Origin of the sequence: Nocardia sp. NPDC056564, from assembly GCF_042793755.1 — a bacterium.
Lineage (GTDB): Bacteria > Actinomycetota > Actinomycetes > Mycobacteriales > Mycobacteriaceae > Nocardia.
This window is the reverse complement of sequence record NZ_JBHTUR010000006.1, coordinates 153,268-170,514: the sequence shown is the minus strand read 5'-3', so window position 1 is coordinate 170,514 and position 17,247 is coordinate 153,268. Positions and strand designations below refer to the sequence as shown.

Here is a 17,247-nt window from a genome sequence, read left to right as displayed (position 1 = left end):
TGGAGGCCCGATGCCGTTCTGGTTGATAGCGATCACCTTCGCCGTATTCGTCTTCTACACCGACGATTACATGATCGCGGGCGTGCTCCCGGAACTCGCCGCCGACCTGGGCATCTCCGAATCCACGGCGGGCCAGCTGGTTTCGGCCTACTCGCTGGTGCTGGTGCTCGGCGCGCCACTGATCGCGTTCGCCTCCGCCCGGCGCAGCAGGCTCGGCGTCTTCGTCGGCGCCTCGGTCGTGTTCACCATCGCGAATCTGCTCGCCGCCGTGGTCGATTCGTTCTGGCAGTTGATGATCCTGCGGGTGATCGCCGCGGGGGCGGCGGCCGCGTGCCTGCCCGCGATGTTCGCGCTCGCGCCCACGCTGGCCCCACCGGAGAAGCGCAGCGCCTACATCGGCATCGTGTCCACCGGCATCGTCGGCGCGCTCGCGGTCGGCGTCCCGTTCGGCACGCTCTGCGCCAGCGTCTTCAGCTGGCGGGGCAACTTCGTCGCCTTCGCCGGATTGAGCGTGCTGTCGATGGCGCTGTTGTTCTGCGTGCGCGGGCAGCTGCGGGTGCCGGGCGAGTTGGTCTCGGCCCGAACGCATCTCGCGGCGCTGTCCAGCAGGCCCGTGCTGACGGTGTTGCTGGGCAACACGATCCTGCTCGGCGGCGCGCTGATGATGTTCACCTACTTCGGCCCGTTCGCCGCCGACTTCTCGAATTCGTCACTGCGCCAGCGCGGTCTGCTGTTCGCGGTGGCGGGTACCGCCGGTCTGATCGGTTCGGTGGCCGGCGGCATCTACGTGGACAAGAAGGGCGCGTCGACGGCGCTGCGCATCGGCTTCGGGCTGTTCCTCAGCACCATGATCGCCTTCGCCGTCCTGACCACCTTCGCCCCCATCCCGATGGTGGTGCTGGTGGCGCTGACGCTGGTGTGGTCGTTCTCCCTCTACTGGAACACCCCCGCCATGCAGACGATGCTGCTCGACGCCGCACCGGATTCGGCGACCCAGGTGCTCGCGCTCAATTCGTCCTCCACCTACCTGGGCGTCACCCTCGGCAGCATCGCCGGCGGCATCACCCTGGCGCTGTTCAGTCCCTTCGCCCTTCCGATCGCCGCCGCGACACTCAGTGCGGTCGCCCTCCTCGTGATCGAGGTCCTCGGGCGGCGCGCGCCGGCGACGGAACGGCTCCAGCACGACCCGGCGGAAAGGACCACCCCATGACCGGCACTTACCCACCGGCCCCGCGGCTACCGCGACTGCTGCAGACCGTCTTGCACACCAAGCGGCATGCCCAGTTCCTTGGCGCGCAGGCGCGGCGCTTCGGGGATGTGTTCACCGTGCGGCTGTTGCCCCCGTATCCGGCGCGGATCGTGGTGTTCTCCCGGCCGGAGCACATCAAGGAGATCTTCGCCTCCGACCCGGCGGATCTGCATGCGGGCGAGGCGTATCGGGAACTCGCGATGATCATGGGCGAGCATTCGGTGCTGCTGACCGACGGCAGCGAACACGCCCGCGCGCGCAGGCTGCTGCTGCCCGCGTTCAACAACGCGGCGCTGAGCGGCTATCGCGCGCTGGTCGAGGACATCGCCAAGACGCAGGTGGAGCGGTGGCGCGCCGGGACGACCGAGCACATCCTCGGCCGCATGGAGGAGCTCACGCTCGACGTGATCACCCAGGTGGTCTTCGGCGTCGCCGACGAGCGGCGCCGGGACGCGCTGACCCCGCAGCTGCGCCGGGTCACCGATATCAGTCCGGTGGTGCTGCTCGGCTGGAAATGGCCGTGGCTGCAACGCTTCGGGCCGTGGCAGCGGTTCAGCGCCACGCTGACCGGCATCGACGAGCTGCTCTACGCCGAGATCGCCGGCCGCCGGGCCCATCCGGAGATCGATCAGCGCGCCGACGTGCTGTCCCGGCTGCTCGCGGTCGGCTCCGGCAACGACCCCGCCACCGAACCGCTCAGCGACGCGGAGCTGCGCGACCAGTTGGTCACGCTGCTGCTCGCCGGGCACGAGACCACCGCGTCGGCGCTGTCGTGGGCGCTGCACGAGCTGGCCGCCGCGCCGCAGGTGCAGGAGCGGGCCAGGCAGGCGGCCAGGGACGGGGACGACAAGTACCTGGAGGCGGTGGTGAAGGAGGCCCTGCGCCACCGCATGGTGATCGGCCGGGTGCAGCGGCAGCTGACCAGGGACATGACGATCGGCGGGGTATCGCTGCCCCGCGACACCAGGGTGTCCACCTCGATCGTGCTCGCGCACCAGAATCCGGCGAATCACCCGGCGCCGGAACGCTTTCGACCGGACCGCTTCCTGGACGGCTCGGTCGCGCCGAACACCTGGCTGCCGTTCGGCGGCGGGGTTCGCCGCTGCATCGGGGCGGGGTTCTCCTTGATGGAGGGCGCCGTGGTGCTGCGTGCAGTGCTGACGCGCTATCAGCTCACGCTGCCCGGCGAGCCGGAGCGCGGACGGGTCCGCAACATCACCAACGTGCCCGCCCGCGGTGCCCGGATCGTGCTCACCGCGCTGCCCTGACCGGCGAATTCAGAAGGGCAACACGGGAACCGCGTCGAGCAGGGCCCGCGTGTACGGATGCTCCGGATGTTCGAGCACCGTCTCGGTGGCGCCACGCTCGACGATCTCCCCGTCCTTCATCACCAGCAGCTGATCGCACAGCTGCTGGACGACGCCGACGTCGTGCGAGACCAGGATCAACGACAGCCCGAACCGCTGCACCAGATCCCGCAGCAGCTCGATGATCTGGGCCCGGGTGGACGCGTCCAGGGCGGAAAACGGTTCGTCACCGACGAGCACCTTCGGATTCGGCGCCAGCGCGCGGGCGATCGCGATGCGCTGCCGCTGTCCGCCGGAGAACTCGTGCGGATACCGCAGCGCCGCATCGGGTTCCAGCCCGACCGCGACCAGCAGCTCGGCCACCCGATAGTCGTGACTGCCCGGAATTCGCAGGCACTCCAGGGGTTCGGCGATCGAATCGCCGACGATCATCCGCGGATCCAGCGAACTCAGCGGATCTTGCAGCACCACCTGCACTTCCCGGCGGAACCAGGCCAGATCGCGACCGGCCACCGGCTTGCCCTGATATCGGACCTGCCCCGCGTCCGGCCGATCGAGAGCGAGCAGCAACCGCAGCAACGTCGACTTCCCGGAACCGGATTCGCCGACGATGCCCAGGTGACTGCTTTCGGCGAGGGACAGGCTGACCTCGCGCACCGCATGCCGGATCGGCGGCGCGTGCCGCAGGCTGGTCCGCGGCAGCCGGAACGACCGGCGCAAACCCGTTGCCTCGAGCAGGATCACGACACCACCTCCGGAGAACCGCTGTCGACGCCGAGCGTGCTCGCCCGCCGGAACGACGTGGCCCGCGCCACATCCAGCAGCGTACGCAGATACGGGTCGCTGGACCCGTGCAGGATCTCGGTCAGGTCGCCGTCTTCGAGCACCTGCCCCTTCCCCAGCACCAGCACGCGCCGCGTCACCTGTGCCAGCACGGCGAGGTCGTGCGTGACGAACAGCAGCGCCGAGCCTTCCTCGTCCACCAAATCCGCGAGCAGCGCGAGGATTTCGGCCTGCACCGTGACATCCAGGGCCGTCGTCGGTTCGTCCGCGATCAGCAGCGCGGGCTTCGCGGCCAGGGCCATCGCGATGCCGACCCGCTGGCGCTGCCCGCCCGAGAGCTGATGGGGAAAGGCGCGCACGATGTTCGCCGGATCCGGCAGCCCGACCCGGGCGGCCAGCTCGGTCGCCGCGGCCAGCGCCTGCCGCCGGCCCATACCCTGGTGCAGCCGAAGCGGTTCCGCGATCTGCCTGCCCACCCGCATCAGCGGATTCAACGCCGACAGCGGTTCCTGGAACACCATGGCCATCCGGCTGCCGCGGATCTTCGACAGCGCGCGGTCGCTGCGCCCGAGCAGCTCGACGCCGTCGAGCAGGATGCTGCCGCGCACCCGCGCCTCCTCCGGCAGCAGGCCCATGATCGCCAGGGCGAGCAGGGATTTGCCGGATCCGGAGACGCCGATCAGCCCGAGCCGGGCGCCGGCCTCGACCCCGAAGCCGACCTTGTCCAGCAGGACCCGGCCGTCGATCTCGACCGTCAGGTCGGTCACTCGCAGCAGCGTCATGGCGTCGGCACCCCTTTGCGCAGCCGCGGATCGGTGACGCTGCGCAGGGCGTCACCCAGCAGATTGAAGCCGAGCACGGTGAGCGCCACCGCCAGGCCCGGCCACACCACGAGCAGCGGCCGCACCTTGATGTAGTCCTGTTGTGCGCGCAGGATGCCGCCCCAGGACGGCGCGGACGGCGAGCTGCCGTACCCGAGGTAGGTCAGCGCCGCCTCGGCGAGCACGGCCAGGGCCATCACCCAGGACAGCTGCACGATCAACGTCGGCGCGATCGCGGGCAGCAGGTGTTTGCGCACGATCCGCGCGGTGGACGCGCCCGCCGCCCGCGCGGCGAGCACGAAATCGCTGGTCAGTACCCGAGCTACCTCACCGCGCGCCACCCGCGCCACCGCGACGCCCGAGCTGATGCCGATGGCCACCGCCACGGTCAGCATCGATCCGCCGTAGACCGCCGCGAGCACCATCGCCAGCAGCAGCGCCGGGAACGCGATCATGATGTCGATCAGCTGCACCACCACCGAGCCGACCGCGTGCGGCGTCAGCTGCGCGCCCAGCGCCAGGATCAGGCCGAGCGTGCCCGCGATCGCCGCGACCACCAGCGCCACCGCGAGCGTCTGCCAGGCGCCGGCCAGCAACTGGCTGAACACGTCGTGCCCGACCCGGTCGGTGCCGAGCAGGTGGCCGTCGCTGAACGGCAGCAACCACGCCTTGCTCGGATTGGTCGCCTGCGGGTCGTACGGCGTCCAGCACAGCGCGATCAGGCTGGCGACCACCAGCGTGCCGACCACGGCGAGGCCGAAGATCCCGCTCGGCCGCCGGATCAGCGCGCCGAGCGCGACCTGCACCGCACGCCGCCTGCGCAGCCATTTGGGTCGGTTGACGGCGTGAATCACAGCGTGGCCTCCAGCCGCGGGTCGATGAGCCGGTGCACGATGTCGACGGCGAAGCCGATGGCCAGCACCGCGCTGACGATCAGCAGCACCTCGCCCTGGACCTTCACCAGGTCCCGGTTCGCCACATCGGAGAGCAGCATGCTGCCCACGCCCGGCAGGGTGAACACCCGCTCGATCACCACGGCCCCGACGATCAGGACCGCGAATTGCAGCCCGAGGATCGACACCACCGAGGGCGCGGCATTGCGAAAACCGTGCCGCACCAACGCCTGGGTCCGGGTGAGTCCCTTGGCCCGCGCGGTCCGCAGATACTCCGAATACAGCACGCCGAGGATCGCCGAGCGCACGAAGCGGAACAACACCGCGCCCTCGGAGATGCCCAGCGTCACGCACGGCAGGATCAGGCTGCGGATCGCGGCGCCGGGGTCGGCCCAGCGATCGGCCGGAAAGCCCTGTGCCGGGAGAAGTTTCAGCTCCACCGCGAACACCAGGATCAACAGCATGGCCAGCCACAGACCCGGCACCGCGATGCCGAGCTGGGACAGCGCGTTGGCCGCCTCGCCGGTCCGGCTGCGATGCCGCACGGCCGCCCAGGTGCCGAGCGGGATCGCCAGACCCAGTGCGATCAGCAGTGATCCGACGATCAGCGGGCCGGTGACGGCCAGCTTCTGCTCCAGTTCGGCGCCGACCGACGTTCCGTTCAGCTGTGAATGACCGAAGTCACCGTTGAACACCCCGCCGATCCAGGACAGGTACTGCGCGGGCAGCGACCGATCCAGGCCGAGGTCGGTCCGGATGGCCGCGATCTGCTCCGGTGTCGCCTGCAAGCCGGCGACGGTGGCCGCGACATCGCCGGGCAGCAAGCGCAGCATCCCGAAGATGAGCACGCTCGCCACCGCAAGCGACACCAGGAACAGCCCGGCTCGCTGGATCAGATACCAGAGCAAAACACCTCCGTCACTTGGCCACCGCAAGCTTGGTCGCCGGGAACCGGTTGTTGGTCTCGTGCTGCGGGACTCCGTAGATACCCTTGCGTACCACCGTATTCAGTTCGACCAGGAACAACCAATCGCAGGGCGCGTCCTCGGAGATCTGCCGGGTCATCTTCTTCAGCAGCGCGTTGCGGGCGTCCTCGGTCTCCGCGGTCAGCGCGTCCTTGTACCACTGCTGGACCTGCGGGTTGTTGTAACCGAAGTAGTAGTCGGCGCGGGCGTAGTTGTTCACGTCGTGCGCTTCCGCGTGATTGACCACGCTGAGCTCGTAGTCGTGATTCTTGTACACCTTCGACAGCCAGGTCTGGAATTCCACCGAGCGGACGTTGAGCGTGATGCCGACGTCCTTCAGGTTGGAGACCAGGATGTCGCTCAGCGCGACGACGTAGTGGTTCGGGAACTCCAGCGTCAGCGTCAGGCCGTTGCCGTAGCCCGCGGCCGCGAGCAGCTTCTTCGCGTTGTCCGGATTGTACTGGTCGATCGAGGTGAGGTCCTCGTACCAGGGGTCCTGCGGCGGCACCGGGCCACTGATCTGGATGCCTGCGCCGACCGCCTTGATGATCGCCTTCTTGTCCAGCGCCTGTCGAATCGCGTGGCGCACATCCGGATTCGCGAAGATCGGGTTGGCCTCGTTGAACGCGAGGGTGTATTCGTCGGTGCTGTTGCCGCGCAGGATGTCGAATTTGTCGTTACCGGTGAACGCCGACAGCAGCGTCGGGTCGGTCGCGGTCTGGATGTCGATCTGGCCGGTCAGCTCCGCGTTGTTGGCGGTATTGGCGTCGATGATGTAGTGGAACACCACCTTCGCCACCTTCGGCGCGGGACCCCAGTAGCCGTCCACCCTGGACAGGGTGAGGGTGGAGCCACGGTTCCACTGGGTCACCCGGAACGGCCCGGAACCGTTGTCCGCGCCGTCCAGCGCGGCGAAGTCGGTGCCGGTCTTGTAGACGATGCCGCCGCGCTGGGTCAGATTCCACAGCAGGTTGGTGTCGCGCTGCTTCAACCGGATGGTCACCGTGGCCGGGTCCGGTGCCGACACATCGGCCACGGCGGTGAAGTCCTGCGCGCGCAACGACTTCGAGCCCGGCGCGGTCACCTGCTGCAACGACCACACGACGTCCGCCGAGGTCAGCGGCGCGCCGTCGTGGAACTTCGCGTTCTGCACCAGGTGAAAGGTGTAGGTCAGGCCGTCCGGCGACTGGTCCCACGAGGTGGCCAGCGCGGGCACGATCTTGTCCTTGGCGTTTCCGTCGACCGTCACCATGCCCTGATAGACGTTGTCCAGCAACGCCTGATCGAGCGCGACGCCCGCCGTGGTGAAGGTGTTCAGGCTGACCGGCTCCAGCGCGAAGCGGACGTTCGCGGTGCCGTTCAGGTTCAGCTGATCGTCCGGCGGCGTCGCCGACTGGGTGGTATTGCTCGCCTCCGTTCCGACCTCACCGCCGGTCCCGCACGCGACGCTCCATAGGCCGACCGTAACGGCCAGCGCGACAACAGCAAGCGAACGACCGCGCCTCACAGCACACCCCGGCGGGTGCGACGAGACATATGACGAGACTGCAATTCGGTACTCCTGATCTCGGTGCGGGGATGAACGAGCGAGCGGGCGCCGTCCGGCGCCGTCGGTTCAGCGAATCTGCTTCTGCGGCATACCTTCCCGGAACGTAGCATGTCCGGGAGGCGCGGCGGGCGCGCCGAATGGGTTGAGCCAGACCCGCAACAACTCCCGGGCGACCTGATCGGTGTCGACAAAGGCGGTGCGGGCGTGCACGACGACATTATTGTTGAGGAATTGTATATCACCGGGCCGAATCTGCATGGTGACCTTGTGTTCGGGCCGGTCGGCGATCGATTCAAAGGTTTTGAGCGCCAGCCGTTCCACCGTGGACAGATCCAGATCGAAACGCTCGGCGGCCGACTCGATGAAATGCCGGACGTAATACCGGCAGGTGAGCCTGCCCTCGTGCCAGGCATACACGGAATTGCGGTAGTACGGCCGCTCGCCGTCGGCCTGCTCGTCGCGCCGGTCGTAATAGAAGCCGGCGTAGTACAGGCCGAGCAGCTCCCGATGATGACGGAGCAGTTCGTTGTGGATGGTCACCGAACTGGTGATGCTGCTGTCGCCGCCCTTGCCCGAGGAACGCAGGCACAGCAGTCCGACGATGTCGGAGCTGTCGGTGTGGAACGGCAGCGCTTCGCTGGTCTGGTAACCGCGGGTGGAGGCGTTCAGCAGTCCGCCGTTGCCGTAGTTCTTGACCGGCACCATGATTTCGCCCAGACCGTTCTGGGTCACCGCGGGCCCGAGATGCGCGCACAGCCCCCAGTACATGAGTTCGATATCGGAGCGCGCGAGTTCGGACGCGATCGGAAATCCGCGCAGCACCACGAATCCGCGGCCGTCGACGAGCTCGCGGGACACCGCCGCCAGTTTGGTGGCGAGGCGATCGAGCGGAAAGTCCGCGCGGGTGATGTCGCCGAGTTCCTTGCCGGTCTGCCTGCTGTGCCGTAACGCCGCGAACAACTCGCTCACATCATCCGGGGTCAGCGGCGTCGTCCACTGGTCCTGGTCGGTGTAGTCGCTGCTCCGCCAGGCGGCCGGGCCGGTGAGGATGTCGGTGCAGATGGGAGACGATGCGTTAACCATGTCGTTCGATCATTCCTATCGCGAGCGTAGGTACGTCACCAGTGGACGTCTGTCGAGACCGACCTCGGCGGGAATCAGCAGGTCCGATCCGCGGCCGTGATCGCAGGTGAGCAGTAGTTCCAGCGCGAGATCGCGTTGAACCATGCTGCCGCCGACCCCGACCACCGCGGGCAGGACCGAGATCAGTCGCCGCGCGGCCTCCTCGGGGTTCGATCGGCAGTAGTACGAGAAACTCTCGGCCACCCCGACGGCGGTGCGACGGGTGCCGATCAGATGTGCCGCGGTATCCGTCGCGTCCGCGCCGATCTCCTGCGCCAGCCGGGCGGCCAGATCGTGCAGATCGGCGCCGATGACGGCAAGCAGGACATGCAGATCGACGAATGCCGAGTTGGAGGCGCCGCGGATTTCCAGGGCCTTGTCGGCCACGGCCGCGAAGTCGTCCGGGCCCGCGATACCGGCCAGCCGCAGGCGCCACAGCAGCGAGACGGCGTCACAGAATTGCATGGCCGAGCACTCGGTTTCCAGCACCCGGGTGACCTCGGCGGTGAGCCCGGCCAGCGCGTCGTGATCGGCTTCGGCCATCGAGTTCAGCGCGTGATGCCAGCTGAGATGCGTTCGCAGCAGGCAGCTTTCGGAGTTCCACCGGCTGCGAGTCGAGGACAGCAGCTCGGCGACGGCGTGATTGTCCCGCGACTCGAACAGTGCGTGCGCACAGGCGTGCACCGCCCACGGGTTGTCGTCCGGGGCGAGGGCCAACGCTCGGCTACCGGCCGTGTACGCCTCGGCGAATTGGTGGTTCTCGCCATAGGCGAAGGCGAGCATCGCCAGCAGGTACGGGAAGTTCTCCGCGGCGCCCTCGGTCAGCAGCGGGCTGCCGGCCAGGCGGGACAGCAGCGTTTCGGTCGCGCCGGTGAGGAAATCGACCTGATGTCCGGCGGCCAAGGCGAGTTCGTCGGCCGGGAATTGCCGGGAGATCGCCAGCAGCGTGTCCCCCGCCTGACCGTAGGCGCCGTGCAGCAGGTGCCGGATCGCGTCGAGGTGCGCCGATTCCAGCACGGATACCTGGGTCGAATCGATGCGGCGCAGCGCCTCGACCACGTCGGCCGGCGGCCGGACGCCACCGAGCAGATACATATAGGCGCGCAGGACGACCACGATGGGCTGGTCGGTTTCGTCGCGTTCCAGACCGTCCAGTGCCGTCACCATGGTGCGGTCGAATCGGAGCAGGCCTTTCAGCGATCCGGTGACGGCCGTCGCCACCCGGTCGCTGTACGACGACACCGCTACACCATTCATATCCACCTAACTCTCCGCGGCCGGGAGTCCGCCGAGGTAGAGCTCGCGGATGCCCGGCCGAGCCTCGCGCGCCCACGCGATCGCGCTCGCCACTTTGTCCATATCGATGTCGAAGTAGGGCTGCGACAGATCCGTCAAACCGAACGACGGCGGCAGGAAATCGACGTCGGCGAACAGCTTTTCGAATTCCGCCACCGCGGTTTCCAGGCTGGTTTCCTTGTTCCAGTAGGACTCCATGATGCGATCGGACTTCAGGTAGAACGCATCGATGAAGCCGTCCAGCCCCGCGCCCGGCGCCGCGTCGGCCTTCGGCAGCGGATCGGTTCCGGCGCCGCGCGCCGCGGCCAGCTCGGTGACCTGGCGCAGCCTGCTCTCGGTGCGCATGGTGCCGGTCACCTGATTGACCTGCCACACCCGGAACCACGCGTTCCAGAGCCGATAGTCGGTGAACGACCGGAAGGCGTTGCCGACGATGAAGTCGTTCTCCTCGATCAGACTGGACTGCATATGTTCGATGTCGTCGAAGGTCTTGGGCGTGAACCCGCCCTCGAACTGCTCGATCAGCCGCTCGGCCAGGCGATCCACCACCACGGCCGTGTTCTGCATGCCGCGGGAGAACAGCGGATCGATGAAGCCGGCCGCGTTCGAGGTGAGGCACCAGCGATCGCCGACGGTCTGCGTGGAGGAGTACTGCAACCTGCCCGCGCTGATCCAGTCGCGCTCGTTCTCGGCCCGTTCGAACTGCTTGCCGATCTCCGGGTAGGTCGCCAGGAAATCGTCGAAGGCCTGCTGCGGGTTCGCGATCGGCCGCTCGTCGCCGTCGTCGATGCGCCAGGTGATGCCGACGCTGCACAGCGGGTTGGTCGATTTCGCGTTGTTGTCGAACGGGATCACCCACATCCAGCCGCCGTCGAAGACGTGATGCAGTGTGCCCGTGTGCCATTCGCGCGGCCCGTGCACGGCGGTGATCTCGTCGAACGGGATCACGCCGGTCATGTGGGTGAAGATCGACTTCGATTGGGTCCGAAGGCCTTCCGTGGTGCGCAGGCCGAGCGCCGCGGCGAGCGGCGAGTTGCGCCCGCCCGCGTCGACGACGTATTCGGCCGAGATCTCGGTGCCCTCATCGCCTTCGAAGCGCACGCCCTGCTCGGTGATGTCGAGGTTGCGGGTGCCGACGCCCTCCAGCAGAACGGCGCCGTAGTCGACGGCCCGCAGCGCCAGCCAGTGGTCGACGTCGGCCCGGTAGAGGTGCGATTCGGTCTCCACGATTTCCGACAGCGGGAACTGGTGCACGCGATCGGCGATGCCGCCGGGCTCGTGATAGACGAAGCCGAAGTTGTTCTTCATGCCGCAGGTGCCGACCGACCCGATGAGGTTGTCGAACGAGGAGAGCACGGCCAGTTCCGGCACCCGGTATTTGATGCTCATCAGTTTGTAGAGCTTCGAGGTGTTCGGAATCGTCGATTCACCGATGGCGAAGCGCGGGTGCGGTTTCGGATCGACCAGGCAGGTACGCAATCCGGCCGCTTGCAGACACAGCGACAACGAACTGCCGGAGAGCCCGGAGCCCAATATCAGGACATCGAATTCGCGGCTCATCGCTGCTCGCCCGATCCGCGGTTGATCGGCGTCTGCTGATGATATTGCATCTGCCAGCGATTATCCCGGCGGATATACACCGTAGAAATAGCGGCATATATTCCGTCCAGCCCTACCCGCTTCTGATACATTTCATAGAAGACGATATAACCGTCCGGACCGAGTGGCCGTTCATGGAATTCGAGTATTTGATACGTTTCGATCGGCGGCGCGCCCGCGACCGCGTTCAAGGCGATCTGCCGCGAGAGCGAGGAGTGCGGGGACGGCACGGCCAGCACCGCGTCGTCGGCTAGCACACCATCGTAGAATTCCGCACCCGTGCCCGCGCTCAGCGCGCGCCACTGCTCGAATTCGATTTCGGTCGGACTCGGATCGGCCGCATTGTCGCCGACCGGTTTCCCGGCGTTTGTTTCCGCTTGTGTAACCATGAGCACCCGTCTAATTCCCGCGAGGAGACTGCCGGGCCGCCAGGGCCCTCCTCTGGGCCGCCGATAGTGTTTCTTCCGTTAGGAACGATAACACGGCCAGCGCACCTCAGGCAACAGTCCCGAGTTTGTCTGAAAGGCCAAATGATGATTCATCAACAAACTATTCATCATGTTCCGAACCGATGCGCCGACGGCCTTGTTCGGGTACGGTCGGAGTGGTTCATCCATACCCCCGTGTCAGCTGCCGGAGCACGTTTCGAACAATCAGAAGGGAGAATCTTGGAGCGACGCAGCGACAGCAATTATGCGGACCACGCATTGGCTGTTCATCATGATCCCGCGGCAATGTCCAGTGTATCGCTCGCACTGCGGAACAGCGGTCGAGACGTTGCCCTCGTGCCCACAATGGGCGCCCTGCACGACGGCCATCTCGCATTGGTAGAGCAGGCCCGGGAAAGCAAATCCGAGGTCATTGTCTCGATATTTGTCAACCCATTACAATTCGGGGCAGACGAGGATTTGGACAAATATCCGCGGACGCTGGATGCCGACCTCGCCCTACTCCGCGAGGCCGGCGTGCGTTCGGTGTTCGCACCATCGCCCGCGGGCATGTATCCGGAGGGCCCGCGCACGACCGTGGTGCCGGGCCCGCTCGGCACCCAACTCTGCGGCGCGACCCGGCCCGTGCTGTTCGGCGGCATGCTGACCGTGGTCGCGAAGTTGCTGCAGATCGTCGAGCCGACCGTGGCCTACTTCGGCGAAAAGGACTATCAGCAGCTGATTTTGATCCAGCAGATGGTGCGGGACCTGAACTTCGGCATCCGCGTCGTCGGTGTCCCGACCGTGCGCGAGCCGGACGGTCTGGCCCTGTCCTCGCGCAACCGGTATCTCGCCCCGGCCGAGCGGGAAACCGCCGTCGCCCTGCCGACGGCGCTGCGGGCCGGTGCGCGGTCGGGTCCGGCCGGCGGCGCCGCGGTGCTGGCCGCCGCCCGCGCGGTCCTCGATTCCGCCGCCGGGATCGACGTCGAATATCTCGAATTGCGCGACCCCGAACTCGGACCCGCGCCGGAATCCGGTCCGGCCCGGCTCCTCGTCGCGGCGCACATCGGCAATACCAGGCTCATCGACAACATATCCTTGACCCTGAACGACACTCAGGGAACGTGAAACGGAAATACAATGTGCACTTGTATGTTTCTGCTCGACCGACAGCATGAGCGATTCGTCGCCGTCGAAGCCAGAGATCAGTCGATCTATCGGCCGCACGGTTTCGAGGCGGCCCGGAAACTCGGGCTGGAGCACCGTTTTTCCTACGGCCCGCATTGGCGGGTGAACCCCTATCTGCGCGAACGCGTATTCACGATCCAAGCCGCGAACAACCCGGCGGTTGCCGACGTCGAGGGCGGGCTCGACATCGACGGCGGAACCTGGCTCGCATTCAATCGCCGCACCGGCGTCTATTGCCGTCTCTGCTCGGCGGGCTGGGACGACAACGCACTCGCCGACAATGAATTCACCGCGCCGAGCGGGCTGCCGATCGACGGCGCGACCGCCGATTCCGCCCGGCACGCCGTCGAACTGTTCGAAAAGGACTTGCTGCCCGCGCTGGACAGCTCGCGGCAACTGCCCGCATTCCAGCTCGTGGTCGCCGACGCGCGCGACGCGTTCGTGGTCGCGTTCGACGGCCGTGATTCCGTCACCGCGACTCCCCTGCCCGCGGACCGGCCGCACGTGCTCACCACGAACGACGAATTCGGCAAGCAATTGCAGACCCGCGCGGAGAGCAGTCGCACACCGTCCGAGATATTGACCTCGTGGGGCCCGTGGCTGTCGGTTTTCACCGCCGCCGCGGCCGACTACGGGGACGAGCACTGGACCGCCGACGCGAATTCGGCCATCCGGCCGCCCTACCGCAACACCGACGACGCGGATCGGTACAAGAATGTCGCGCGTTTTCCGGTAGCCGATCCGAGCGAGGCGGCCTGGACGAAGAGCGTCTCGATCTACTCCGCTGGACGAACGGGCACGGAGTTGTTCGCCTACAACGAGCGGCAACTGTTCGACTACCAGCCGCTGCCGACCGATGTGCGGCGCATGGGCTTCCCGACCACGACGGACGACTTCTTCGTCGTGATCGCGAACGAGAATTCCTGAACCGAGGTGGGTATGACGATAAGCATTCCCGGCGTGCGGGTCGGCCACTGGACCGATCCGCACGGGGAAACCGGCTGTACCGTCCTGATCCTGCCGGAGTGGACGGTCGCCTCCTGCGAGATGCGCGGCGGCGCGCCGGCCAGCCGCGAAACCGACGTGCTGGCCCCGGACAAGACCGTGCCCTGCATCGACGCGGTCGTCCTGACCGGCGGCTCGGCCTTCGGTCTTGCCGCCGCCGACGGCGTCATGCGCTACCTGGAGGAGATCGGCCGCGGCATCCCGACCCCGGGCGGCAAGGTGCCGATCGTGCCCGCGATGGCGCTGTTCGATCTGAGCGCGGGCGACCCGAAGGCGCGGCCGACCGCCGAACGTGGTTATGCCGCCGCGCGCGCCAGCGCCGGTGAGCAGCTGCTCAACGGCCGCATCGGGGCAGGCACCGGGGCGTACACCGCGCACTGGCGCGGCGCGGCGCAGCGCAGGCCCGGCGGGCTCGCCTACGTCGAGCGCCGCAGCGGCGAGCTCGTCGTCGGCGCGCTGTGCGTGGTCAACGCGTTCGGCGACATCGACGACGGCATCGCGGAGATCACCCTGGACTCGGTCACCCGCAGGGACCTGGTCGATCCCGCCGCCCGGATGCACACGACGATCGGCACGGTGATCACCAACGCCCGGCTGGACAAGGTCGGCTGCCACATCGTGGCGCAGGGCGCGCACGACGGTTTGTCGCGCGCCCTCACCCCGCCGCACGGCCGCTTCGACGGCGACGGATTCATCGCTGCCGCAACCGGACCCGTCACCGCCGAGGTCGACCTGGTGCGCCTGATGGCCCTGGCCGCCGTGACCGAGGCCATCCGCTCGGTCGCGGCCGCGCCGAGGTAGCCGCCTACCAATCGCCATTGTCGAACTCCGCGCGGACCGCGGCCACGGCGGCCTCGATCCGGCTGGTCACCTTCAGCTTGGCCAGGATGCGACTGACGTATTCCTTCACCGTCTCCGGGCTGATGTAGAGCCGGGAACCGACCTCGCGATTGGACAGCCCGTCGACCACCAGCCGCAGGATCTCCCGCTCCCGCTTGGTCAGCGTCGAAAGCCGCTGCCGCACTTCGTAATCCTTGGCCATGCGGGGCCGCACGCGGGGCGAAAGGCACTGCCGCACGTCGTAGTCCACGCTCACGTCGCCGTGCACCCGATCCGGCTGCGGCGCCATCGCCAGCACCGCGCCCGAGATCAGCACCTCGAGCACCTCCAGCACCGCGGGCACCCCGCGGTCGAGCGCCACCACGGCGTCGACCTGATCGATATCCGCCTTGGCCGCACCGTGATCCACTAGCAGCGTGATCATCGGCGCCTGCGCCAATTCGCGCAGCCGGGCCACCGTCTCGGCCAGCCCGTCCAGGCGTCCCGCCGAGGCGTCGAGCACCACCACGTCCGGGCGCCAGCGCACGGCCCGGTCCACCACCTCGGGCCAGGCGCAGGTTCCCGCCAGCGCGAAACTCTCGCTGACCGCCACCGCGTCCTCGAAATCCGTTCTGGCGAACGGTAGATCGGAGGCAACCAGCAGCGTCCGGGGCTGGACCACACCGGGACTGCGCAACTCGATCCGGCGGCCACGGCCGTTGCGGAGCTGCTCTTCCTGAATCGATCCGAACCCGATCGTCATGGCGGGCCGTCGGTCGCGTCGACACCAGAGACTTCCAGCACCTTCCCCGGAGTTCGACGTTCTTCCGGGGTTCGATTGTCGCCGGGAGTCCGGTGTTCCTCACCCGACGGCCCGAAGACCAGCCCCTCCTTCCAGCCGCTGCGCTCGAACAGCCGCATGACCGGGGTGGCGACGAAGGTCGTGACGATCGCCATCAGCGCGAGGATCGTGTAGAGCTGGCCGGTGATCAGGCCCGCGGTCAGGCCGATATTGAGCAGGATCAGCTCCATCAGCCCGCGGGCGTTCGCCAGGGAACCCATCGCGCCCGCCTCGCGCCAGCTCATGCCCTGCCACCGCGCCGCGAGTCCGATCGCGCCGAACTTGCCCGCGAACGACACCACCATCACGATCGCCGCCACCGCGAGCACCTTCGGCTCGAAGATGAGGCTGAGCTTGGTGTTGAGCCCGGAGTAGATGAAGAATCCGGGCAGCAGCAGGTAGGCGACCAACGGTTCGAACCGATCGCGGATGGTGTCGAGGAACTCGCCCCGCGGCATCACCGCGCCGGCCACGAAGGCGCCGAAGACCGAGTAGATGCCGACATAGTCGGTGAACCAGCTGCCGACCAGCACCACCATCAGCACGACGACCAACGGCGTGACCGCCATGCCGCCCGTGCGTTCGGTATCGCCGCCGCGCGGCGTCCACGTATTCAATCGGGTCAGGAAGCGCCGCGCGACGAAGGTCATGAAGAGCAGGTAGCCCAGCCCGCCGAAGATCGCGAGGAACGCACCGGACATGCTGTCCTTGGTCGTGGCGACCACCGTGGCCAGCAGCACCCAGGCGCAGGCATCGTCGAACGCCGCACACGACAGCGACATGGTGCCGAGCCTGGTGTTCAGCAGACCCGAGGCGTGAATGATCCAGGCCAGCATCGGGAATGCGGTGATCGCGACCGCCGACGCGACGAACAACGCGCCCTGCACGTTGCCGACCTTGTCGGTGAAGTAGTCCCCCTGGGCGACCATCCACCAGCCGACCAGGCCGCCGAGCACCAACGGCACACCGATGCCGGCGAACGAGGTCGCGCCGGCCTTGCCCAGATGCGACCGGAGGATATCCAGCTTGAACGAGGCGCCGACCAGGAACATGTACAGCACCAGGCCGAGCTGGCCGACGACATAGATGGCGGTCAGGTTCGGATGGGTGATCGAGGTGGTGCCGACCTTCAATGTGGTGGGGAACAACCACTCCTGCGCGGACGGCCAGATGGCGCCCAATACCGATGGCCCGAGGACGAACCCGGCGGCCATGATGGCCACCACCTGGACCTGCCCGAGGCGGCGGAACACCGGCCAGAGCAGGCGGCAGGTCACCAGGATGAACGCGACCTGCAAGAAGAAATGTGCGGTGATTTCGAGCAAAGAGGGCATCGGCAAACCTCGCTGAGGTCGAAGACGTCCACCTTCGCCGGAGCGAAG

At 67.4% G+C, this 17,247-nt stretch carries 16 protein-coding genes; 5 read left to right on the top strand and 11 right to left on the bottom strand.

The window, feature by feature from the left end; all coding sequences use genetic code 11:
• The first annotated feature begins 10 nt into the window (after window positions 1-10).
• Together ACFQ9K_RS17855 and ACFQ9K_RS17850 are read left to right on the top strand one after the other, a co-directional pair.
• A complete protein-coding gene (locus ACFQ9K_RS17855; protein WP_378715626.1) occupies window positions 11-1,210 on the top strand; it encodes an MFS transporter in 1,200 nt (399 codons plus the stop codon).
• Window positions 1,207-2,517 carry a cytochrome P450 gene (locus ACFQ9K_RS17850; protein ID WP_378715628.1) on the top strand — a complete coding sequence of 437 codons (1,311 nt, stop codon included), beginning with the start codon at window positions 1,207-1,209 and terminating at the stop codon, window positions 2,515-2,517. Before ACFQ9K_RS17855 ends, ACFQ9K_RS17850 begins: the two co-directional genes overlap by 4 nt.
• 9 nt (window positions 2,518-2,526) lie before the next feature.
• Here ACFQ9K_RS17850 and ACFQ9K_RS17845 read toward each other — a convergent pair whose 3' ends face one another.
• The 9 genes from ACFQ9K_RS17845 to ACFQ9K_RS17805 all read right to left on the bottom strand — a co-directional run bounded on the left by ACFQ9K_RS17845 (window position 2,527) and on the right by ACFQ9K_RS17805 (window position 11,973).
• Window positions 2,527-3,300, bottom strand: a complete 774-nt coding sequence (locus tag ACFQ9K_RS17845) for an ATP-binding cassette domain-containing protein (RefSeq protein WP_378715629.1) — start codon at window positions 3,298-3,300, stop codon at window positions 2,527-2,529.
• A complete protein-coding gene (locus ACFQ9K_RS17840) occupies window positions 3,297-4,121 on the bottom strand; it encodes an ABC transporter ATP-binding protein (RefSeq protein ID WP_378715632.1) in 825 nt (274 codons plus the stop codon). The genes ACFQ9K_RS17845 and ACFQ9K_RS17840 overlap by 4 nt, the downstream gene beginning before the upstream one ends.
• Window positions 4,118-5,014, bottom strand: a complete 897-nt coding sequence (locus ACFQ9K_RS17835) for an ABC transporter permease (protein ID WP_378715634.1) — start codon at window positions 5,012-5,014, stop codon at window positions 4,118-4,120. The genes ACFQ9K_RS17840 and ACFQ9K_RS17835 overlap by 4 nt, the downstream gene beginning before the upstream one ends.
• Window positions 5,011-5,961: an ABC transporter permease gene (locus ACFQ9K_RS17830; protein ID WP_378715636.1), complete on the bottom strand. Its 951-nt coding sequence runs from the start codon at window positions 5,959-5,961 to the stop codon at window positions 5,011-5,013. The genes ACFQ9K_RS17835 and ACFQ9K_RS17830 overlap by 4 nt, the downstream gene beginning before the upstream one ends.
• Window positions 5,962-5,971: 10 nt before the next feature.
• Window positions 5,972-7,525 (bottom strand): ABC transporter substrate-binding protein, encoded by a 1,554-nt coding sequence (locus tag ACFQ9K_RS17825; RefSeq protein WP_378715639.1) that lies wholly within the window; start codon window positions 7,523-7,525, stop codon window positions 5,972-5,974.
• A 108-nt stretch (window positions 7,526-7,633) separates the two neighbouring features.
• Window positions 7,634-8,650, bottom strand: a complete 1,017-nt coding sequence (locus ACFQ9K_RS17820; RefSeq protein WP_378715640.1) for a TauD/TfdA family dioxygenase — start codon at window positions 8,648-8,650, stop codon at window positions 7,634-7,636.
• Between the two features lie 15 nt (window positions 8,651-8,665).
• Entirely contained in the window at window positions 8,666-9,931 is a 1,266-nt protein-coding gene (locus ACFQ9K_RS17815; protein ID WP_378715642.1) for a hypothetical protein, read from the bottom strand.
• A 21-nt stretch (window positions 9,932-9,952) separates the two neighbouring features.
• Window positions 9,953-11,545, bottom strand: coding sequence for an NAD(P)/FAD-dependent oxidoreductase (locus tag ACFQ9K_RS17810; protein WP_378715644.1), 1,593 nt, complete (start codon window positions 11,543-11,545; stop codon window positions 9,953-9,955).
• Window positions 11,542-11,973, bottom strand: a complete 432-nt coding sequence (locus ACFQ9K_RS17805) for a nuclear transport factor 2 family protein (protein ID WP_150401184.1) — start codon at window positions 11,971-11,973, stop codon at window positions 11,542-11,544. Before ACFQ9K_RS17805 ends, ACFQ9K_RS17810 begins: the two co-directional genes overlap by 4 nt.
• Window positions 11,974-12,114: 141 nt before the next feature.
• Here ACFQ9K_RS17805 and panC point away from each other — a divergent pair, with 141 nt between their 5' ends.
• The 3 genes from panC to ACFQ9K_RS17790 are packed head-to-tail and all read left to right on the top strand — an operon-like array spanning window position 12,115 to window position 15,006.
• The gene (gene panC / locus ACFQ9K_RS17800) at window positions 12,115-13,140 is read left to right on the top strand and encodes a pantoate--beta-alanine ligase (RefSeq protein WP_378983358.1); all 1,026 of its coding nucleotides are present in this window, start codon (window positions 12,115-12,117) and stop codon (window positions 13,138-13,140) included.
• A gap of 24 nt (window positions 13,141-13,164) precedes the next feature.
• The gene (locus ACFQ9K_RS17795; protein WP_378715646.1) at window positions 13,165-14,127 is read left to right on the top strand and encodes a hypothetical protein; all 963 of its coding nucleotides are present in this window, start codon (window positions 13,165-13,167) and stop codon (window positions 14,125-14,127) included.
• A 12-nt stretch (window positions 14,128-14,139) separates the two neighbouring features.
• Window positions 14,140-15,006, top strand: a complete 867-nt coding sequence (locus ACFQ9K_RS17790) for a P1 family peptidase (protein WP_378715647.1) — start codon at window positions 14,140-14,142, stop codon at window positions 15,004-15,006.
• A 4-nt stretch (window positions 15,007-15,010) separates the two neighbouring features.
• Here ACFQ9K_RS17790 and ACFQ9K_RS17785 read toward each other — a convergent pair whose 3' ends face one another.
• Window positions 15,011-15,787, bottom strand: coding sequence for a LuxR C-terminal-related transcriptional regulator (locus ACFQ9K_RS17785; RefSeq protein ID WP_378715649.1), 777 nt, complete (start codon window positions 15,785-15,787; stop codon window positions 15,011-15,013).
• Window positions 15,784-17,199, bottom strand: a complete 1,416-nt coding sequence (locus ACFQ9K_RS17780) for a cation:proton antiporter (protein ID WP_378715652.1) — start codon at window positions 17,197-17,199, stop codon at window positions 15,784-15,786. Before ACFQ9K_RS17780 ends, ACFQ9K_RS17785 begins: the two co-directional genes overlap by 4 nt.
• Window positions 17,200-17,247 lie beyond the last annotated feature (48 nt).